Origin of the sequence: Streptomyces sp. NPDC051315, from assembly GCF_044455165.1 — a bacterium.
GTDB lineage: Bacteria > Actinomycetota > Actinomycetes > Streptomycetales > Streptomycetaceae > Streptomyces.
In genome coordinates, this window is sequence record NZ_JBITEN010000014.1 from 78,269 (window position 1) to 96,143 (window position 17,875).

At 69.9% G+C, this 17,875-nt stretch carries 13 protein-coding genes; 3 read left to right on the forward strand and 10 right to left on the reverse strand.

Annotated features, from left to right (window positions below):
* Positions 1-45 precede the first annotated feature (45 nt).
* From ACIBBD_RS25540 to ACIBBD_RS25560, 5 genes are all read right to left on the reverse strand, one after another.
* Positions 46-579, reverse strand: coding sequence for a hypothetical protein (locus ACIBBD_RS25540; protein ID WP_399421859.1), 534 nt, complete (start codon positions 577-579; stop codon positions 46-48).
* Between the two features lie 18 nt (positions 580-597).
* Entirely contained in the window at positions 598-2,226 is a 1,629-nt protein-coding gene (locus ACIBBD_RS25545) for an MFS transporter (RefSeq protein WP_399421860.1), read from the reverse strand.
* Positions 2,227-2,419: 193 nt separating this feature from the next.
* Positions 2,420-5,119 carry a LuxR C-terminal-related transcriptional regulator gene (locus ACIBBD_RS25550; protein ID WP_399421861.1) on the reverse strand — a complete coding sequence of 900 codons (2,700 nt, stop codon included), beginning with the start codon at positions 5,117-5,119 and terminating at the stop codon, positions 2,420-2,422.
* 349 nt (positions 5,120-5,468) lie between these two features.
* Positions 5,469-6,905: a DUF2252 domain-containing protein gene (locus ACIBBD_RS25555; RefSeq protein WP_399421862.1), complete on the reverse strand. Its 1,437-nt coding sequence runs from the start codon at positions 6,903-6,905 to the stop codon at positions 5,469-5,471.
* 133 nt (positions 6,906-7,038) lie between these two features.
* Positions 7,039-7,359, reverse strand: coding sequence for a carboxymuconolactone decarboxylase (locus tag ACIBBD_RS25560; RefSeq protein WP_399421863.1), 321 nt, complete (start codon positions 7,357-7,359; stop codon positions 7,039-7,041).
* A gap of 794 nt (positions 7,360-8,153) precedes the next feature.
* Here ACIBBD_RS25560 and ACIBBD_RS25565 point away from each other — a divergent pair.
* Complete coding sequence (locus tag ACIBBD_RS25565) at positions 8,154-8,528, forward strand: amphi-Trp domain-containing protein (RefSeq protein WP_399421864.1); 375 nt, start codon at positions 8,154-8,156, stop codon at positions 8,526-8,528.
* A 307-nt stretch (positions 8,529-8,835) separates the two neighbouring features.
* Here ACIBBD_RS25565 and ACIBBD_RS25570 read toward each other — a convergent pair whose 3' ends face one another.
* Entirely contained in the window at positions 8,836-9,678 is an 843-nt protein-coding gene (locus ACIBBD_RS25570) for a class II glutamine amidotransferase (protein ID WP_399421865.1), read from the reverse strand.
* Between the two features lie 316 nt (positions 9,679-9,994).
* Here ACIBBD_RS25570 and ACIBBD_RS25575 point away from each other — a divergent pair, with 316 nt between their 5' ends.
* A complete protein-coding gene (locus ACIBBD_RS25575; RefSeq protein WP_399421866.1) occupies positions 9,995-10,279 on the forward strand; it encodes a hypothetical protein in 285 nt (94 codons plus the stop codon).
* A gap of 211 nt (positions 10,280-10,490) precedes the next feature.
* Here ACIBBD_RS25575 and ACIBBD_RS25580 read toward each other — a convergent pair whose 3' ends face one another.
* Together ACIBBD_RS25580 and ACIBBD_RS25585 are read right to left on the reverse strand one after the other, a co-directional pair.
* Complete coding sequence (locus ACIBBD_RS25580; protein ID WP_399421867.1) at positions 10,491-11,210, reverse strand: hypothetical protein; 720 nt, start codon at positions 11,208-11,210, stop codon at positions 10,491-10,493.
* Between the two features lie 372 nt (positions 11,211-11,582).
* Positions 11,583-11,807 carry a cold shock domain-containing protein gene (locus ACIBBD_RS25585; protein ID WP_390846988.1) on the reverse strand — a complete coding sequence of 75 codons (225 nt, stop codon included), beginning with the start codon at positions 11,805-11,807 and terminating at the stop codon, positions 11,583-11,585.
* 840 nt (positions 11,808-12,647) lie between these two features.
* Here ACIBBD_RS25585 and ACIBBD_RS25590 point away from each other — a divergent pair.
* Positions 12,648-12,848, forward strand: coding sequence for a hypothetical protein (locus ACIBBD_RS25590; protein ID WP_399421868.1), 201 nt, complete (start codon positions 12,648-12,650; stop codon positions 12,846-12,848).
* A 434-nt stretch (positions 12,849-13,282) separates the two neighbouring features.
* Here the strand turns inward: ACIBBD_RS25590 and ACIBBD_RS25595 are convergent, their stop codons facing one another.
* On the reverse strand, positions 13,283-13,531 hold the full coding sequence (locus ACIBBD_RS25595) for a hypothetical protein (RefSeq protein ID WP_399421869.1): 249 nt from the start codon (positions 13,529-13,531) through the stop codon (positions 13,283-13,285).
* Between the two features lie 646 nt (positions 13,532-14,177).
* The gene (locus ACIBBD_RS25600; protein ID WP_399421870.1) at positions 14,178-17,753 is read right to left on the reverse strand and encodes a DEAD/DEAH box helicase family protein; all 3,576 of its coding nucleotides are present in this window, start codon (positions 17,751-17,753) and stop codon (positions 14,178-14,180) included.
* Positions 17,754-17,875: the final 122 nt, after the last annotated feature.

Below are 17,875 nucleotides of genomic sequence, written 5' to 3' on the forward strand. Positions count from 1 at the left end.
AGGTGACCCGTGGCCCGGTGACGGACCCCGTGGACCAACGCCTCCTCAATGCGTGAGGACGATCTTGAAGGAGATGATCAGCAGACCGAGCACCAGGTTGACCGACGCGGTGACGGCCACGAGCCGCCGGGACGCACCGGCGCGGCGTGCCGCGGCCACGGACCAGCCGACCTGCCCGGCCACGGCGACGGAGAGGGCCAGCCAGAGGGCACCCCGCACGTCCAGGCCCAGGAGCGGGCTGACGGCCACCGCGGCGGCCGGCGGGACGGCGGCCTTCACGATCGGCCACTCGTCACGGCACACCTCCAGCACCACCCGGCGGTCCGGAGTCCGCTGCGCCAGACGCGCCCCGAACAGATGGGCGTGCACGTGCGCGATCCAGAACACCACGCCGGTGAGCAACAGCAGCAGCACCAGCTCGGCGCGGGGGAACGAGCCCAGAGAGCCCGCGCCGATCACCACGGAGGCCGCGAGCATGGATCCGTAGACGCCGCCCGTGTAGTCCGCGCGGCCCCGCCGCTCGGCACGGCGCTTCCCGCGGGCCGTGGCCGGTCCGGTCCTGGGCCGGGTCCTGAACACCGGTGACTCCCTCCGCACTCAGCGCTTCGATCCGGTCACTCCGGCCGGAGCATCGGCGTCCGGCAGCCGCGGACGGCCGTCCCGGCCGGTCGGCAGGTGCGGAGTGACCAGGAAACTGGCGAGGGCGATGCCGCCGGTGGCCAGGATCGCCGCCTTCAGGCCGTCCAGCTGCGCGGAGGCGTAGGAGTCCGCGACGGCCTCGGCCTCGGACGGCGGCAGCCCGGCGCGCTCGGCCGCCGAGCGCACCTGGTCGGTGGAGACGAAGGAGACCCCGGCCTGGAGAGCGACACCGACCTGCCCACGGGTCTCCTGCGACAGCCGCGGGTTGTCGTCCACCTGCGTGGTGAAGGCGTGGGCCAGCGCGCCGATGAGGATCGACCCGATGAGCGCGGTGCCCAGCGCCGAACCCAGGTTCTGTGCCGTGAACTGGAGCCCTCCGGCCTCACTGCGTTCCTCCTCCCCGACGCCGGACTGGACGACGTTGCCCAGCTGCGAGGCGAGCAGGCCGACGCCCACGCCCAGCAGGGCCATGGCTCCGGCGAACTGCGCGTCGTCGATGACCGGGTCGATGGTGGCCAGCAGCCACACGATGGCCGCCGCCAGGGTCACCAGGGCCAGCCGGACCACCCGGCGCGGCCCCATCACCCGACCCAGCGAGGACCCGCACAGCGAGGTCACGAGCATGGTGACGGACACCGGCAGCAGGCGCAGCCCCGTCTCGAAGGCGTCGAACCCCTGAACCACCTGCAAGTACAGCGGGATGGTGAAGAACAGCCCCAGCAGGATGAGGTTCTGGCTCAGCAGCGTCATCAGACCGGACCGCAGCACGGGCCTGCCCAGCAGGGACAGGTGGACGAGGGGGTCGGTCCCCTGGTGGGCCCGCCGCCGCTCCCACCACCGGAAGACGGCCAGGACGGCCACCCCCATGCCGATGACGAACAGCGTCGGGGCGAAGCCCAGGACGGTGAAGGGAGGGTTGCGGGGCTGCACCCATCCCCAGGTGCTGCTCTGCAGCACCCCGAGCACGCCCAGTCCCAGTCCGGCCGCCGAGAGCGCGGCACCGACGGTGTCCAGCCGGGGGCGCGGGCCGGTCCGGGGGGACTCCGCGATCATCCGGCGGCACAGCAGGACGGCCACGACGACCACGACCTCGCCGGCGAAGACCAGCCGCCAGGTGAGGTACGTCGTCACCCAGCCGCCCAGCAGCGGGCCGACCGCGATCCCGGCGCCGGCGAGCCCGCCGATGACCGCGTAGGCGGTGGCCCGGTCCTTCCCGCGGTACGACTCCGCGACGAGGGCGGCCATGGCCGGCAGCACCATGGCGGCTCCCAGCCCCTCGATGACGGACCAGCCCAGCGTGAGGACCCACAGGGTGGGTGCGGCGGCGGTCAGGGCCGACCCCACGCCGTAGACGACCAACCCCAGGAGGAACATACGGCGACGCCCCAGGATGTCCCCGAACCTGCCGCCGATGATCATGAACGCCGCCATCACCAGCGCGTACAGCGTGATGACGGCCTGGATGGCGGTGACCTCCGTGTCGAAGTCCTCGACCAGCTGACTGATGGACACGTTCATCACCGAGGTGTCCAGGACCATGAGGAACTGGGCCGTACCGAGGACGACCAGAGCCCGCCAGTGCTTCACGCTGTCCACCTCGCCAAGTCGGCCGGTACGTCGGCGGAGTCGGCCGGGCCGTGGCCGCACACGCCCCGCCGCTCCCGCCCATCGCATCCGAAGTACGCGCCGCGTGCCTCACCCGCCACGGGGGAAGGGCAGCGCCCCCGTGACGTCCGGCCGGTGGGGAGCACGGGCGCCGAGCCCTCTCACCCGCGCGTGTTCACAGCAGCCCGAGGTCGCGCGCGCGGCGCACCGCGTCGCCCCGCCGGTTCACCGCCAGCTTCCGGTAGACGCTCTTGAGGTGGGTCTTCACCGTGTTCACCGACACGTAGAGGTCGGCTGCGACCTCCTCCGTCGACATCATCCGGGCCAGCCGCTCCAGGACGTCGCGCTCGCGTCCGCTCAGCTCCACCGCGACGAGCGGCGGGGACAGCGGCTCCGGCCGAGGTCGCTCACCGTGTCGCGGCAGGCCGGGCGTGAGCCAGCCCGCTGCCAGCTCGTGGAGCGCGGGCGCGGCCAGGAAGGGCCGGATCCACGCCCCCGCGTCGAGGAACGGACGGCGCAGCCGCTCCCGCCGGGCTTCGAGGAGCGCATGCGCCACGAGCCTGCGGGCGGCGGCGGTGTCTCCCGCCCCCTCCGCCGCCCGAGCCCTCACCAGCGCTGCCCTCACGGTCACCGCCGGCCCGGCCCGGTTCCCGGTGGGGATGCTGTCGAGCAGGTCGATGGCCGCCCCGGCACGGCCCGCGGCAACCTGGATCGCCGCGGCCTCCACGGCACACGCCGGCTGGTCGCCGGACACGCCCCGGAGCGCCTCGGCGGCTTCGTCCGGCTGTCCTTCGGCCAGGTGGGCGGCGGAGGCGACGAGCGCTTCATGGCCGGCCACCCAGGGTGAGGCCACGGCGGCGGCGACGGCCGGGTCCGCCGCCTCGACGGCGGCTCGCGTCTTGCCCCTGACCAGCAGGAGGCGAGCTGAGGCGAGCGCTCGTCCCGCCGCCATCACCGGATCACGCGTTCCCGAGGGGAGCCGGGCCGTCCCGTCGAGCAGGGCCTGGGCCCGGCCCAGCTCATGGCGTTCGACGGCCACGGCGGCCAGGACCAGCTGCCCGATGCCGGAGCCGGACGGCTGGGGAAAGCCGGCCCGCTCCCCCTCGGGCACCGCCGCCAGGGCCTTGCGCTCCGCCCGGCCGAGCCAGCCGTTCAGATAGTCGAGCAGGGCCAGGTGCTCCATCGAGTCCTCGCGGGGCAGCACGGTGGCGGCCCCGCCGGGAGCGCCGGCCGCCGCGGTCAGGGCAGCGCGCGCGTCCTCGAAACGCCCGACCCACAGGCGGGCCGAACCCAGGTGGGTCAGCAGGAGAGCAGTGAGTTCGGGATGCTCGTCCAGGAGGTGGGCCGGAACCGCCTGCCGCAGTTCATCGGCCTTTCGGGCGGCCTTCTCGGCCCGTGGGGGACATCCGGTCAGCCGGGCGGCCAGTGCCTCGAGCAGCGCACAGCTCAGCCGGGCGGCCGCCGGCGCGTCGTCGGCCAGATGCTCCTCGGCGTGGCGCAGGCGGGTCAGTCCGCGGTCGAGGTCGTACCGGGACAGGTCGCGGGCCGCGCGCACGAGGTCCGCCGCCGGACTCCTCGCCTCGGGCCCCATGGGGGAGAACAACTCGGTCAGGTCGTCCGAGCGCAGGCCGGTGAAGAACTGTCCGATCGCCAGGTCGTCGACGAGGGCGCCGGCGGCGAAATCCCAGTCGCCCGCGGCGGCGCCGTGGGCGAGGGTCTCCGGCAGGAATCCGGAACGACGCAGCCACCGCGCGGCCCGCCGGTGGAGCTCCGGCTCCAGGCCGGGGAGGCGCTCGCGCAGGTGGGCCCGGAGTATCTCCCCGAACAGCGGGTGGAGCTGGTACCACGAGTGCCCGAGGTGCTCGACGAACGCGTTGTCGCGGTGCAGCCCGGCGAGGATGGGCTCGGCATCGGTCCGGAGGGTCAGCGCGTTGGCCAGACCGGGACAGAAACGCTCCAGGACGCTGACACGCAGCAGGAGGCCCTGTGTGGCCTCCGGCTGTCCCTTGAGGACCTCGGCCAGCAGGAAGTCCGCGACCGTACTGCGGTCCGCCTCGAACTCCTTCAGGTAGCGCTCCGGGTCGGCGCTCTCCAGAGCGGCGAGGGCGGACAGGCGCAAGCCGGCGGCCCAGCCCCGGGTGCGGTCCACCAGGGCGCCTGCGGCCGGGACCGGAAGGCTCAGACCGTGCAGCTCGAGGAGTGCGACGGCCTCTTCCGGCGTGAAGGCCAGCTCGGCCGCGCGGATCTCCGTCAGCTCACCGGCCGCCCGGTAGCGGTGCAGCGGCAGCAGCGGTTCGGTGCGGGTGACGAGGACGAGGCGCAGGCCCCGCCCGGCGTGGTGCAGGACGAACTCCAGCTGGTCGGTGACCTCCGGAGCGGTCACCCGGTCGTACTCGTCGAGCACGAGGACCACGGGCCGGTCGCGCTCGTTCAGCTCGGCGGCGAGCGTCGCCAGCAGCCTTTGGTCGACCTCGGTCGCGTCCGCGGGGGCCCCGACCGCGTCGGATGCCGGTGCACCGCAGGCGTGCAGTGCCTGGAGGACGTATGCCCAGAACACCCCGGGACGGCGGTCCCCCGCTTCGACGGTGAGCCAGGCGACCGGCGGCCGCAGTCCGGCGGCCCAGTCCGCGGCGAGCAGGGTTTTGCCGGCCCCGGCCGCGCCGTTGACCAGTGTCAACGGCGTCCCACGAGCCTGGTCGAGGTGGTCGACGAGCCGCTGCCGCCGCAGGAACGTGGCGGGCCTCGCCGGGAGGGCGAACCGGGTGCGCAGGAACGGGTCTCCCCGGGGATCGGCGCACGGAACGGCCGGAACGGTCGGAACGGTCGGAACGGTCGGTCCTCGTGCGGTCTCGTAGGTCTCGGCCACGGCGCTCATCACCCCTGTCCGTCAGGGTCACGTCACGGGGCGCTCCCTCCCCCAGCATCCCAGTCCCCCCGCCCGGGCGCGCGGCACACCGGGCCACCGGCCCGTTCACCAGCCCCTACGCCTCCTGCCTCGCCGTATCCGCTCTCCGGCACCTCGGTCCAGACGCCGGGAAGGGCGCCCAGCGGTTCGGACACGCCGAGGCGGGTCGCGTCGGAGATGCCCCGCAGGTACGCGGCATCCGGGCGGAGCGCGCACAGGGCGTCCACCTTGGTGCGCGAGTACGACGACCGCGAGCGGCCCTCGCCGGAGCAGCGGAAGGCCCCTACGCGTGCGGGGCGGGCCGGGTGTCCTCTCCCGGTCAGGCCGCCGGCAGCTCCTCCGCGGGCAGCCGGCCCGCGCGCACCGCGTCGACCAGGGCCTGGTGGTCACGCTCGTTCTGGTCGGCGTACGCCTCGGCGAATGCGGCGAGTGCGCGGTCGAACGCGTCGCCGCCGCCCAGGTACGCGGCGATCGCGATGCGGTCGCCGGACCGCGCGTGCGCACGCGCCAGCGTGACCCCGCACAGTTCGCCGAACGCCTGCATGTCCTTCGGCCGCATCCGCTCCGGCACGGCGATGCCCTTCCAGTCGAGCAGCTGGCGGACGTAGAAGTCGCGCTGCCTGCCGTCGATCCCGTCCACCCGCTCCCAGCCGAGGAAGATGTCGCTCGCGGCCTGCATCAACCGCTGGCCCGAGACGACCCGCTCGCCCTGATTGAGGTAGCGGCTGGTGCCGAGGTGTGCGGCGAGCACGGAGGCGTCGGCTTCCTTGGCCTGGAGGAAGAGCGGGTCGCGGTCGTCCCGGCCGAGCAGGAGAAAGATCCAGCATCGGGTTCCGACGCTGCCGACGCCGACCACCTTGCGGGCGACGTCGGCCAGACGGTAGTCCGCCAGGAGCGTGCGCCGGTCGGAGGCGAGCGTGCGGCCGTACCGCTCGATCAGACCGCGGAACCGGTGCTCCAGCGCGCTGCGCTCGACGTCCGGCAACAGGTCCCCGGCCGGGACGAGCAGCGGGGGGTCCGCCGCGATCCTGGGCCGGCCGTCGACCGTCTCGGTGAGCTGGCCGAAGGCCTGGAGGCTGTCGCGGGTGCGGGCCTTGGCCATGGCGCGGGCCAGGTTCCTCTGACCGCGCTTCGTTCCGTGGAGCCGGCCGGCGACCAGGGACTCGAGGAGGTCCGCGTCGATCCTCGCGTACCAGACGTCGAGGTTGCCCGTGCCCGCGAACCGGATCATCGCCTCGCGGTACGAACGGACCGTGGCGCTCACGATGCGGGCGCGTTCGGCGTCGTCGAAGCCGTTCGCCCGGCCCGCGATGACGAGACTCGCCGACAGCCGCTTGACGTCCCACTCCCAGGGCCCCGGCAGTGTCTCGTCGAAGTCGTTGATGTCGAACACCAACTGCCGCTCCGGCGAGGCGAGCAGACGGAAGTTCAGCAGGTGCGCGTCCCCGCACAGTTGGGCCGTGAACCCCGAGCGCGGGCTGTCGGCCAGGTCGGACGCCATGATCGCGGCGGCGCCCCGGTAGAAGCGGAACGGGGATTCCATCATCCGGGCGTAGCGGATCGGGACGAGTTCGGGCACCCGTGCCGCGGACTGTGCCTCCAGGATCGCCAGCGGGTCCGGCCGGCCGGGAGACGGCCTGTACACGGCGTGCCCCGACCGCGGCGAGCGGCGTCGCGCCTCCTTGCCGAGAGCCGCGCGGTCCTCGGGCGGGGTGTGGGGTGCCACGCGCATGGCCGTGGTCGCGTTCTGGGACATCAAAGACGCTCCTGCCTGGTCCTGCGGCCATGGGGACTCCCGGCACAGGGCATGTCGGACAAGGCGGGCAGCTCCCCGGCCTTCTGTCCGATGCCGGCCGCGCGGATCACCGATGCCGGGCGGGCGGCTGCTCTCAGCCCTGGGCCTCGATCTCGGCATCGGCGACGGCGATGCCGAACGCCGTGGCGATGTTGCCCGCCGCCGTCATGACGCGGGCGGTGCCCACGATGGGGGCGATGGCGACCAGGACGTCCCGCAGTTGTCCGGCGGTCAGGCCGGTCCTGATGGCGGGGTCGATATGGGCCGCGTAGGAGAGGGGCGGGGCGTTGGAGGCGGCGAGCGCCGCGATGCGCGTGAGGATGAGCATGTCCGGGGCCAGCCCGCATCGCTCGATCGAGTCGACCGTCATGGCGGCGAGGGTGTCCAGGACAGGGGTGTCGGATGCGGTGGACATGTCGTATGCCCTCCTGGTGAGTTTCGAGCCCGAGGAGGTGTGCGGCGGAAAGCACCGAGCTCCGCGAGTGGGGGCCTCCACCCCACCGTAGAACCCCTCCGGGCCTCGCGCAGGGCGCGCCCATGGTCCGCCGCGCCAGGGCGGCGGGCGGGAAGCCCGGGGGTCCCGGCCTGACGGAGGCCCCGATCACCCCGGGGGTGACGGTGCCCGTGGGCCGAGCCGACAGGTCCCGCCTGTTCCGGCGGCAACGGCGCGGCTTGCTCAGCTGTTTCCCGGCGTGGTTCGTCGGCGCCGACCTGCGGACGGCCGTAAGGGATGTCGTCGGCAGGCGCTGAAGCCCGGCCGCCACGATCGGTCAATTGCCGGTAAGCCCGACGGCATCACCCTGACCTGCGCAGACGGCGTGCGCTCCGCGCATTGGGGAACCGCCCGTCGGGCAACCCGACGTGCGCGGCGAACCCGGGAGGACGAGATTGGAGGTAACCCGACCGGCCGAACGTGCACGGGCGGTGGTGCGGAGCCGTTCGACACGAAGGAGCCGGCGATGGCCAGTCACCTGAGGCTGGATCCACTGGATCACGGGCGTGGTCCTCGCCCTCGCCGGTGCCGCCCCGTTCCAGGGCGTCACCTGCGCCAGGGCCACCGGCGTGGCGCCGGCCGGACCGGCCGTGTCGCGATCGACGCCTTCGTGGTCCGGGCCCTGTGCACCGCTCCCGGTCCGTCGGAGCCATGAAGCAGGGGATGGCCCCGGGCCGCGGCCCGCGACGAAGGCCGTCTCCGGATCGGAGACACCCATGAAGGACCTCAAGTTCGAGCAGAAGCGCTCGCTGTCACGCCTCGAGGCGGCTGACCAGCTCACGGCACTCGCAGCGGCGCTGAGGGAGGGTGGGGAGGCCGAACTGGAACTCGACCCCGGAACGCTGAGCCTGCGCATCCCCGACGACCTTCGTGGCGAGATGGAGGTCGAGATCGGTGAGGGGGAGATCGAGCTGGAGATCGAGTTCAGGTGGCCGACCGCACCGACCCGGACAGCGCCATCGCGCACGGCCACGGACAAGGACAAGGAGGAGGCCACCCCGCGCAAGAGCGTGCCCGCGAAGCCAGGGCGCAGCGGTACGGGCACCGGCCGCAGCAAAGGCACGAAGCGGTCCGTCACGAGGAAGCCCTGAGCCGCGCCGGGGCGGGCCGGCGGCGGGCGCCGTGGCGGGCGCGGTAGTGGCTGTGCTCGGGCTGACCATCACGCCCCGTTCGGCGCGCAACCGAATACGACCGCTCACGGCGACCGACGACTGCCGACGCGCTCAGGGCGACTGCCGACTGCCGACGCTCAGGGCGACTGCCGACTGCCGACGCTCAGGGCGACTGCCGACTGCCGACGCTCAGGGCGACTGCCGACTGCCGACGCTCACGGCGACCGACGACTGCCGACTGCCGACGTGACCTGGTCCGCGATCCAGCCCGCGATCCGCTGACGTGTCACGCCGGTTCCGGGACGAAGGGACGCAACTCGTCGGCTCCGCCATGTACGACGCCGTAGCTGCTCTCGGGCACCTCGTTCCAGGCACCCGGCAGATCACCGAGGGGCTCGGACACGATGAGGCGGGTCTCGTCGGACACTTCCCGCAGGAACGCCACGTCGGGGTGCAGCTTGCGCAGTGCGTCCACGCGGGTGCTGTAGAACAACGACCGGGAAGCGCCCTGGCTCGAGTACCGGAAGGCCCATACGCGGGCGCCGTCGGTCACGGCGATCGTCATCTGGAGCGGGTACTGCACACCGTGGTCGCGGCCGCTGCGCTCCACCACTCCCACCATCCGCGCCACGGCGCCCGGCGGATCCTCATCCAGGCCGAAGGTCACCGCCAGGTAGAACATCATCTCCGAGTCCGTCGTGCCTTCGATGTCGGAGTACAGCTCAGGGGCGACGAGCAGGGACAGCTCGCGGCGCATGAGGTGGAAGCCGGTGATGGCACCGTTGTGCATCCACATCCAACGGCCGTGCCGGAACGGGTGGCAGTTCGTCTGCTGTACCGCCGTTCCGGTCGACGCCCGTATGTGGGCGAAGAACAACGGGGACCGGACATGATCCGCGACCTCCCGCAGGTTGCGGTTGTTCCAGGCGGGGCCGATGTCCCTGAGCAGGGCCGGGGTGTCGATGCTCTCGCCTTCCTGCGGGTACCACCCGACGCCGAAACCGTCGCCGTTCGTCGTCTCGACGCCCAGCCTGGAGTGGAGGCTCTGATCGATCAGCGAGTGGGCCGGTTTGTAGAGGATGGTGTCGAGCAGCAGGGGTGTTCCCGAGTAAGCGAGCCATCGGCACATGAGCGACCACCTGTGTTCCTACCTGCACCCGCGGGACATGCCTTGATGTCCCGCGCGGATTCCGGAGCCCTCCCTGCGTGTGCCGGTCACCGGGCTGCTGCCACCCCGCTGCCCGGTCGGCTCGCCATCGAGCGCGCCCTGAACGGATGGCCGCCTCGCCCGCGCTGAAGGCGACGCCGTGTCCGCTGATCCGGCGGCTCCTGTCCGGCTCATCCCATCTTCGCCTCCCCTGCCGCGCATCGCCATGCGGGCACGGACCGTCTCAGGTGTAGGTAATGGCCTTGCTGTGATCACGGAAGCTGGCGATGCTGGGCCGATGCCAGGGCAGCGCAAAAGAAAACGCCAGAGGCAGGACGAGGCACAGCGGGCCGCTGCTCGTTTCGCGCCCGCCGCGGGCCGCTGGGAGGTGCTCTTCGAAACCCGGGACGAGTCGGAATGGCGCGCTCATATGCGGCGTCTCCGAGCGTCGGACACGCGGATCGACTGGACGGCGGTGCGGGTGGACACGCTCTGTGGGCGCCTGACGCAACCGACCACCTTCCGGCTGAGCCTCTTCGTGCCGGCGGCCATGCCCGATCCGGACCTGGATTCCTCCACGTAGAGGCACGTGTGGGGCACGGCGCCGGACAGGACGAAGGGCGGCCTCCCTGTCCAGGTCAGACTCCGGCGAGTTCCGTCCGCGGACCCCGATTCCCCGTGAGTCCCCGTCCGTTATGGCGCGAGAGTGGCACGGCCCAGGTGCCAGCTTGCGAACGGAGAGGAACCAGTTCGGCGGAACTGCCGGGTGGTGCCTGGTGCGTCGGGCACTCCCTTCAGAACGGCGGGTCGTCGGAGTATCCGTCCGCCCAGGGGCGGTCCATCGGATCGGGACCCGTGATCCGTGGGTCGGGCAGGGGGCCGGGCTCTGCACCCCAGGTCACCAGGCACCATTTGGCGATGTATCGGTAACCCCGGTACTGGCTGGTGCTCAGCGTGCTGTGCACCAGCGGCACGAACTCCGGGATGTGGACAGCCAGCTCAGGTGCGGCGAGCGTCATCGCAGCTGCGTGCACCGCGGCTTCCCGGATCAGGGGGTCCGCATCAACAAGATACGACGTCGCCGCCTGGTAGATCAGCGGGAGGATGGCACGAACCGCGGCGACATCGTCAGGCTCTCCCGGGCCGTCTTCGTCGTACGTCGCGTCATCGGCGAGGTCACCGAGCCATTGCAGGAGTGCTGCACGCATGGGCCGGCGACGCTCGTCGTGGAAATAGACACCCGAGGTCATCGTTCGGGAGTGGCCAAGGATGGCGATAACGAAGCGAGCGGCCGGCGCGGTGGAGCCGTAGATGCTGTTCCCATGGGTAACGAGCTGACCGAGGTCGCGTACGGCGGCCCGCTGAACATCCTCGTCGTCGTCCAGCAGCCCTGCCAGAATCACGGGGGTCGCGGGGGCTGAGCCGCTAGGGCAACAGTGTTCGACGCTGCTCCAGTCCGTCGCCAGAAGGAGCGTCCAGGGGTCGCTTGCCCCGCTGCCATCATTGATCGTCACGGGTCTAAGTGTGGTCTGCGGGCTGTGCGTGGGCCATGGCGAGGCCAGCCCCCTCGCGGGGCTTCTGTCCAGGACCCTGGAGAGCCGTCGGCCTGTGGTCGACGACACTGAGGCGTGTGGGCGCGGACAGCGCGACGATCTTGAAAACAGTCGTGGCGGCGATGTCACCGTGGGTCCACGAAGGGCCAGCCGGGGAGGAAAACCTCCTGAGCTGGCCCTCTACCTGTGCCCCCGGCAGGATTCGAACCTGCGGCACCCGCTTCAGGAGTTGGATCAACGGGGCTTCAGGAGCTTCGAATGCCTGGAAGGCATGGCCGTCGAGGGCCGCTCGTAGCTGCTGCTGTCTGCCGTTGTTGATGTCAGATGTGGATGTCAGGCCGGCCGAGGCACTATCTTCACTGCCCGGTAGTCGTAGCCGTCCTGCTTGAAGCCAGGGGCTTCCCATTGGAGATCTACACGTTGCCCCGGCGACAGCGTATGGAAGCCCTTCGTCTGGATGTCGGCGTAGTGGCCCCAACAACCGCCGGGTGTCTCGGGGGAGTCGAGTACCCCCCACCCTTCCTCGTCGTACCACTCACGGACAGTCGCAGTCACCATGCAGCGACTATACGAGTGTCGGCTGCGCCGACGTATCGGGGACCTCAGCTTGGGAAGCTTGGGTTTTTTGGTGGCGACTACCTCACTGACCTGCGTCGGACTGGTGCTTCAACCCTTGGAGAGCTGCGACCGATTCCCCGCTGTCCCCCGTGAGTCCCTCCAGGATCTGGCACGCGAGTGGCACGACTCTCGGCTGGAGGGTCGCTGGGCTGAGCAGTGGTTCCGTCCTCTCGGCGGAGCCGCTGCCGCCCGACCAGTAGCGTTCGGCAGGCCCTCTCGCGGGCGAAAGCGGGGCCGGTGGTCGCCGCCCTGGCCGACAACGCGGCGACCGTACCGTCCCGCCTGAGCGACCACCACCACGCCGTACGCCCGAAGTACTGGCGGCCGTAGAACTCACGAAGTCCCTCGTATCCGCAACTGAAATCCAGCGGCACCGACCTGCGACTGAGTTCGCGGCTAACGCGCTGAACTGCGGCCAAGCAGAGACCAGTTGTCAGAGCTGGTCACAAACAAGCACTCTCCCGGTCCCGAGACGGCCCGGGAGAGTGCTTGTCGATGGGTGGAGCTTGTCCGGTGGGCCTCTATCACAAAGCCCAATATGGGTGTCAGCTCAATTCGATGATTCGCTCTGTGGGTGACTGTTGCTGATAGCGTACGAGTAGCAGGCCATTCCGGTGCGAGCCGACATGTCGCATTGGAACTGGATGATCCGTGAACCACGACCCGGACTCCTGTCTCCGCCATTCGCCAGTGGCGCCCATTGGGCACGCCACCTGACAACTCTTTCTTGCACGACCTGAGTTACCCGAGTTCGACCGCTGATCAGAAGGTGTCGAACGGGTGGATTCTCAGATCATTCTCTCTTTGCTGGCTGCTTCCGGCGTGGTGACCACCCTGTTGTTTGTTGTCCGGGGATTGCGTGACCAGCTCCCGGATGTGTTTGCGGCATGGCACCGCGTGATGAGGGCTTATAGGGCGGATGCGTCGGCAGCAGATGAGGGCCGGGACGTAGAAGGCCGTGAGGCGGACATGGGTGAGTGATGAGCACGCGATGTCGAGCAGTTCTGAAGCGAGTGATCTTGACGGTGGGGCCGGCACGCGAGAGCTGATGACGCGGATCGGCCACAGCAGTTCCCGGGCCGCTGGTCCACCAGCACTTGACCAGTGACCGGGACCGGGTCATCGCAGATCGCCTGGGGGCCATGAACCGCGAGGCGGGGGAACGGCCTCCGGCTGGGAGCGGTGGCATCCGCGTGGCATTGGTGGCGCGTGTGTGGCACGACCCCGAACACGTTGAAGGGCCAGCCTGGGAGTAAACCCTCCTGAGCTGGCCCTTTCTCTGTGCCCCCGGCAGGATTCGAACCTGCGACACCCGCTTTAGGAGTTCGATCAAGCTGGCCCAACCGGCCCTCCACGCTCGGGAGGCCGAGTCATCGCGGTTCGCCGAGAACCGTTGTTGTCTCCCGACGTTGATGTCAGGTGTGGATGTCAGGGAGCGGGCTCGCCGGGGCCTCGGAGATCTGGCGCGTCAGTTCCTCGACGACCTGAGGGACGACGTGTTGAGCGCCTTCATGCTCCAGTGCCTCGACGAGGGCCCGGTGGACTTCGGCGTAGGGCTGTCCGGAGTGAGAAGCGCGGGTCCGGTCGACTGCTCGTTCCAGCTTGGCAAGGTTGGCGGCCACGGCCGGCATAGCTTTCTCGTACTCGCTGGGGTCGGTTGCCATAGGCACAGCTGATCAGGCCACTTCGACGACAGGCAAGGCCGACGGCAGGACATCAGCTTGGGAAGCTTGGGCTTCTTGGCGGTGGTTGCCGTGCTGACCTGCGGCGGAGTGCCGTTGGAGTCCTGGTTGCACTCAGGGCAAGTTCCCGCTGTTCCCCCTGCTTCCCCGCATGATCTGGCACGTGAGTGGCACGGTCCCTTAACCTCGAACATGCCTTGGCAGAGCTGGGCCCCTGAGTGTCTGAGCCTCAGCCGACGACAGCCAGCCACGATGGCGGGTGCGCCGACCGACCGCGCACGTGTGTGCCTCGACGCACCCCCACTGGCCTCAGCCACGCCGCGATGTCGTCGATCAGAGCGAGCCGCGCTGGCGGAAGCGTGGTGGTGAGACCTTGGGTGATGACCTCTTCGTCCCGGAGCAACTTGGGTGGGGGCTGCGCCTTGGATGGCGTAGTTCCGAGCTGCTGGGATGGTCCGTGGGCGTGCGTGAGCGTCCACCGTTGTTCGTCGGCGTCGTCACGCAGTTAGACACTCACATGAGCCCGCGGGTAGTGCGAGGCTGCGAAGTAACGGGCCGCACTGGACACCGCATGGGGTCCTTGCCCTGGAGCTGGCACTGCCGGCCCCAGGGGCGAGGAAACATGCTCCTAGGCAGCGAGGTCCGCCTCCGGGATCGCCCGGCAGCGCAGCGTGCGGAAGACGACCTCCAAGGCGTCAATCTCGTCGTCGGTGAAGTGGTTGTCAATGACTCCGCGGCTGCTGAAAAGGCTGTTCTCGTACAGGTCACGGATGCCGATGAGGCCGTTCGCCGCCACGTACCGGACCATGAGCCCGACGAGGTCGATCTGGTCGGCGGAGAGATCATGGTCGGCGATAAAGCCGGAGAAGGCCTCCTGCGCCGCCTTCTGGTCCAGGCCACCGATGCGGCGCAGAAACACTCCGAGACCGCCGTCGGCCGCGCGCTTCTGCTCCAGGTCCTCGGCGGAGGCGACCCCCTCGGTGAGGAAGACCTCCTCCAGGGTGGCCAGGTCATCGGCCGTGACCTGCTCGTTCTCGCGGAGCTTGCGAACTGCCTCCTGCTCGCGGTGGCTCTGGAGGTAGGCACGCGCCTTCTGCTTGAAGCGCTCCTCGTCCGTGCCGACGGGCAGACCCTTGAGCTCGATCTCCGTGAGGTCTCCGTGGTCTTCCGCTATGTTCGTGTAGACGATCTTCCGGGCGGCCGGAGCGTCGACCAGATGGGCCAGGCCGCGCACCCGGCGCCGCACGTGTTCCAGCATCGGAACGGTGACGTTCTGCCACCACGAGTCGTCGGTGACGGCCTCCAGCAGAGCGGCTTGGTCCCGGACGACGGGGATGTTCGTCTTGCCGAGGAGGTCCTCCGCTAGTTCTTGGACCTGGCCGCGCAGACGCGTGTAGTCGGATCCGCCCTCCAGGGCCGCGAGCTGGAGACGGTAGGCGATGAGGTCGAACCGCTTGGCCTCCTCGCCCTTGTCCTCGCCCTCGGGCCAGTAGTCGGATGGCAGACCGAGGACGTTCTCACTCAGCGCGTGGGCCGCGTCGTCGTCTATGCGATGCCAAGCGGCGAAGTCACCGCCGAACACCTCGACATGACGGCGGTGCGGCCGCACGAGAAAGTTGTCAAGGTTCATGCCCCGCACGGTCTGATGGAGACGGTGCGCGGCCGCCCAGCGCAGTGACGCCTCGGTGTCGATGGCGTCCGGACCGCCGTCCTGGGCCGGATCGGGAACCTGGCGGCGGTCCAGCGTCCGGATGAGGTCGAGCTGGCGCTGCAGCAGCTTCTCGGTGAGCGTCGGGGCCTGTCGGGCGGGGGCGCGGTCGAGTTCCTGGTTGAAGAACTCCGCGTTGCCGCAGAGGTCGAAGACGTTGAAGCCGTCCTTGTCGCGGCCGGGCCCGTAGATGTCCGGGCGCAGGCGGGTGCCGCGGCCGATCATCTGCCAGAACTTGGTCCGCGAGTACACCGGCTTAAACAGTACGAGATTCAGCACCTCGGGCACGTCGATGCCGGTGTCCAGCATGTCGACCGAGATGGCGATGTCCGGTGCCTTGGCCGGGTCGGAGAAGTCGTCAATGAGCTGCTGGGGGTTCTTCTCCTGGTAGGTGATGACCCGGGCGTCCTTTCCGGCGCCCTGCGGGTAGTGGAAGTTGAAGCGCTCCTCGATGAACAGGGCGTGCTTGTTGTTCTTGGCGAAGACGATGGTCTTGCCGAGCCGGTCCCCGCCCTCGACGCGCAGGCCGTGCCGCATCAGGACCTCGAGCGCCTTGTCGACGGTCGGGGCGTTGAACAGGAAGCGGTTGATCTCGTCCGCGGAGACCGCGTCGGGCACTTGCCCGTCCTCGGTCCACTCCAGGTTGTCCCAGGCCTCCTTCTGCTCCTCGGTGAGGTCGTCGTAGCGAAAGCCCCGCCGGAGGGAGTCGAAGGGGACGTCGACGACGTTCGGCTTCACCAGGAAGCCGTCCGTGGCCGCCTGGTCCAGGCTGTAGGAGTCGGTGGGGACGCCGTCCTCCAACTGGAACAGCTGGTACGTGTTGTGGTCGACGTCGTCCTTGGGTGTGGCCGTCAGCCCCAGCAGGAGGCTGTCGAAGTACTCGAAGAGCTCGCCGTACTTGTCATAGACCGAGCGGTGGGCCTCGTCGATGACCACCAGGTCGAAGAAGCCCGGCCCGAAGCGGCGGTGGCCGTCCTCCGTGATCTCGTTGACCAGGTTCATCATCGTCGGGTACGTCGAGACGTAGACGTGGGCGTCGGTCTTCTTCTCGGTGAGGAGGTTGACCGTCACGCTGTTCGGCAGATGCTCCTTGAACGCGCGCACCGCCTGGTTGACGAGGGCCTGGCGGTCGGCCAGGAAGAGGATGCGGCGCGCCCAGCCCGCCCGCTGCAGCAGCTCGGCGAAGGCCACCGTGGTACGGGTCTTGCCGGTGCCAGTGGCCATGACGAGCAGGGCGCGGCGGCGTTTCTCCTTCTCGAAGCTCTCGCTGACGCGCTGGATGGCCTGGAGCTGGTAAGGGCGGCCCGCGATGCCCTGGTTGACGTTGGAGGACTTCAGGGCGAGTCGGCCGGCTCGCTGGCGGATCATCCAGTGCAGCTCGTCCTTGGTGCGGAAGCCCTGGATCCTGCGGGGCGGGTAGCCGTTGCCTTCGTCCCACAGGTAGGTCTCGTAGCCGTTTGTGTAGAAGATCACCGGCCGCTGGTTGTACTTGGCTTCGAGTGCGTTGGCGTAGAGCTCGGCCTGCTGGCGGCCGGCACGGGCGTCGACCCGGGTGCGCTTGGCCTCGACGACGGCGAGGGGTAGGTCGTCGTCGCCCCACAGGACGTAGTCCACGTAGCCCTTGCCGGACTTACTGATCACCCCGGGCTCGCCGTCGACCGGAAACTCGCGATCGCGCTCCTCGATGAGGTCCCAGCCCGCCTCCTTGAGGAGGAGGTCGATGAACAGGTCGCGGGTGGCGGCCTCGTCGTAGTCGTGGGTGTCGGGACGGGCCTCGTTGGCCTTACGGAGCCCGGTGATCCGGGCGCGCAGCTCGGCCACCTCGGAGGCGAGCTGCGCGCCCTTCGCGCGCTCCTCGGCCAGCTCCTTGGCCTGGGCGTCCCAGCGGGCCTGATCCTCCTCGGCCTGCTTCTTCAGCTCGGCCTGGCGACGCAGCTTAACCTCGGCGGGCACGGGGCGCGGAATGCGCTGGCTGTCGAACTGGACACCGGGGGCGGGAGCGGTGGCCGGGTCGGGCGCGTAGGTGCGGGCGAACCAGTAGAAGACGTGGAACAGCTCGGCTACCGTCCGCACCGCGTCCTTGGCCTGGACGGGGGCCGGGCGGTGCACGGCGTGGTTGCCCTGGCGCCGGATGAGGTCCATTTTCGCGCTGAGCGTCGGCCCGACCAGGTTCCGCATGCTCGGCTCGTGCAGCATGGCGCTCAGGTCGTTCTGGTACGGAGGGCGCAGGGCGGAGTCCCTCTCGTACATCCAGTGCACGGCGAGTTCGAGGACACGGCGGGCGTAGAAGCAGGAGGTACGGGGGTCTGCGTGGGCGAGCCGCTCGGCGCGGAGGGCTTCGTCGTAGAGAGCGGGCCACTCAGCGCGGAGGAAGTGGAAGTTGCTTTGCAACTGCCCGATCTTGTGGGTGGCGGCAATATCCCGGGCTTCCTGGGTGTTCCGCTCGTCGTGGCTGTTGTCCTGTTCTTGGCCGTTCCCGTGCCCCTCTATAGCCATGACTGAGCTGTGTCCCTTCCTCCTGAGATGCGTGCGTATCCATCACGGCTACGCACGTAGTGGCCTGTGTGACGCCAAGTGACAGCTAATCGGACGCTGTCTGGTTGCCGGGTGGTTACAGC

Bases quoted from the DNA above. Each gene is read 5' to 3' on its own strand.
- ACIBBD_RS25550 (WP_399421861.1), bottom strand. From the start codon at position 5,119: ATGAGCGCCGTGGCCGAGACCTACGAGACCGCACGAGGACCGACCGTT.
- ACIBBD_RS25555 (WP_399421862.1), bottom strand. From the start codon at position 6,905: ATGTCCCAGAACGCGACCACGGCCATGCGCGTGGCACCCCACACCCCG.
- ACIBBD_RS25560 (WP_399421863.1), bottom strand. From the start codon at position 7,359: ATGTCCACCGCATCCGACACCCCTGTCCTGGACACCCTCGCCGCCATG.
- ACIBBD_RS25565 (WP_399421864.1), top strand. From the start codon at position 8,154: ATGAAGGACCTCAAGTTCGAGCAGAAGCGCTCGCTGTCACGCCTCGAG.
- ACIBBD_RS25570 (WP_399421865.1), bottom strand. From the start codon at position 9,678: ATGTGCCGATGGCTCGCTTACTCGGGAACACCCCTGCTGCTCGACACC.
- ACIBBD_RS25575 (WP_399421866.1), top strand. From the start codon at position 9,995: ATGCCAGGGCAGCGCAAAAGAAAACGCCAGAGGCAGGACGAGGCACAG.
- ACIBBD_RS25585 (WP_390846988.1), bottom strand. From the start codon at position 11,807: ATGGTGACTGCGACTGTCCGTGAGTGGTACGACGAGGAAGGGTGGGGG.
- ACIBBD_RS25595 (WP_399421869.1), bottom strand. From the start codon at position 13,531: ATGGCAACCGACCCCAGCGAGTACGAGAAAGCTATGCCGGCCGTGGCC.
- ACIBBD_RS25600 (WP_399421870.1), bottom strand. From the start codon at position 17,753: ATGGCTATAGAGGGGCACGGGAACGGCCAAGAACAGGACAACAGCCAC.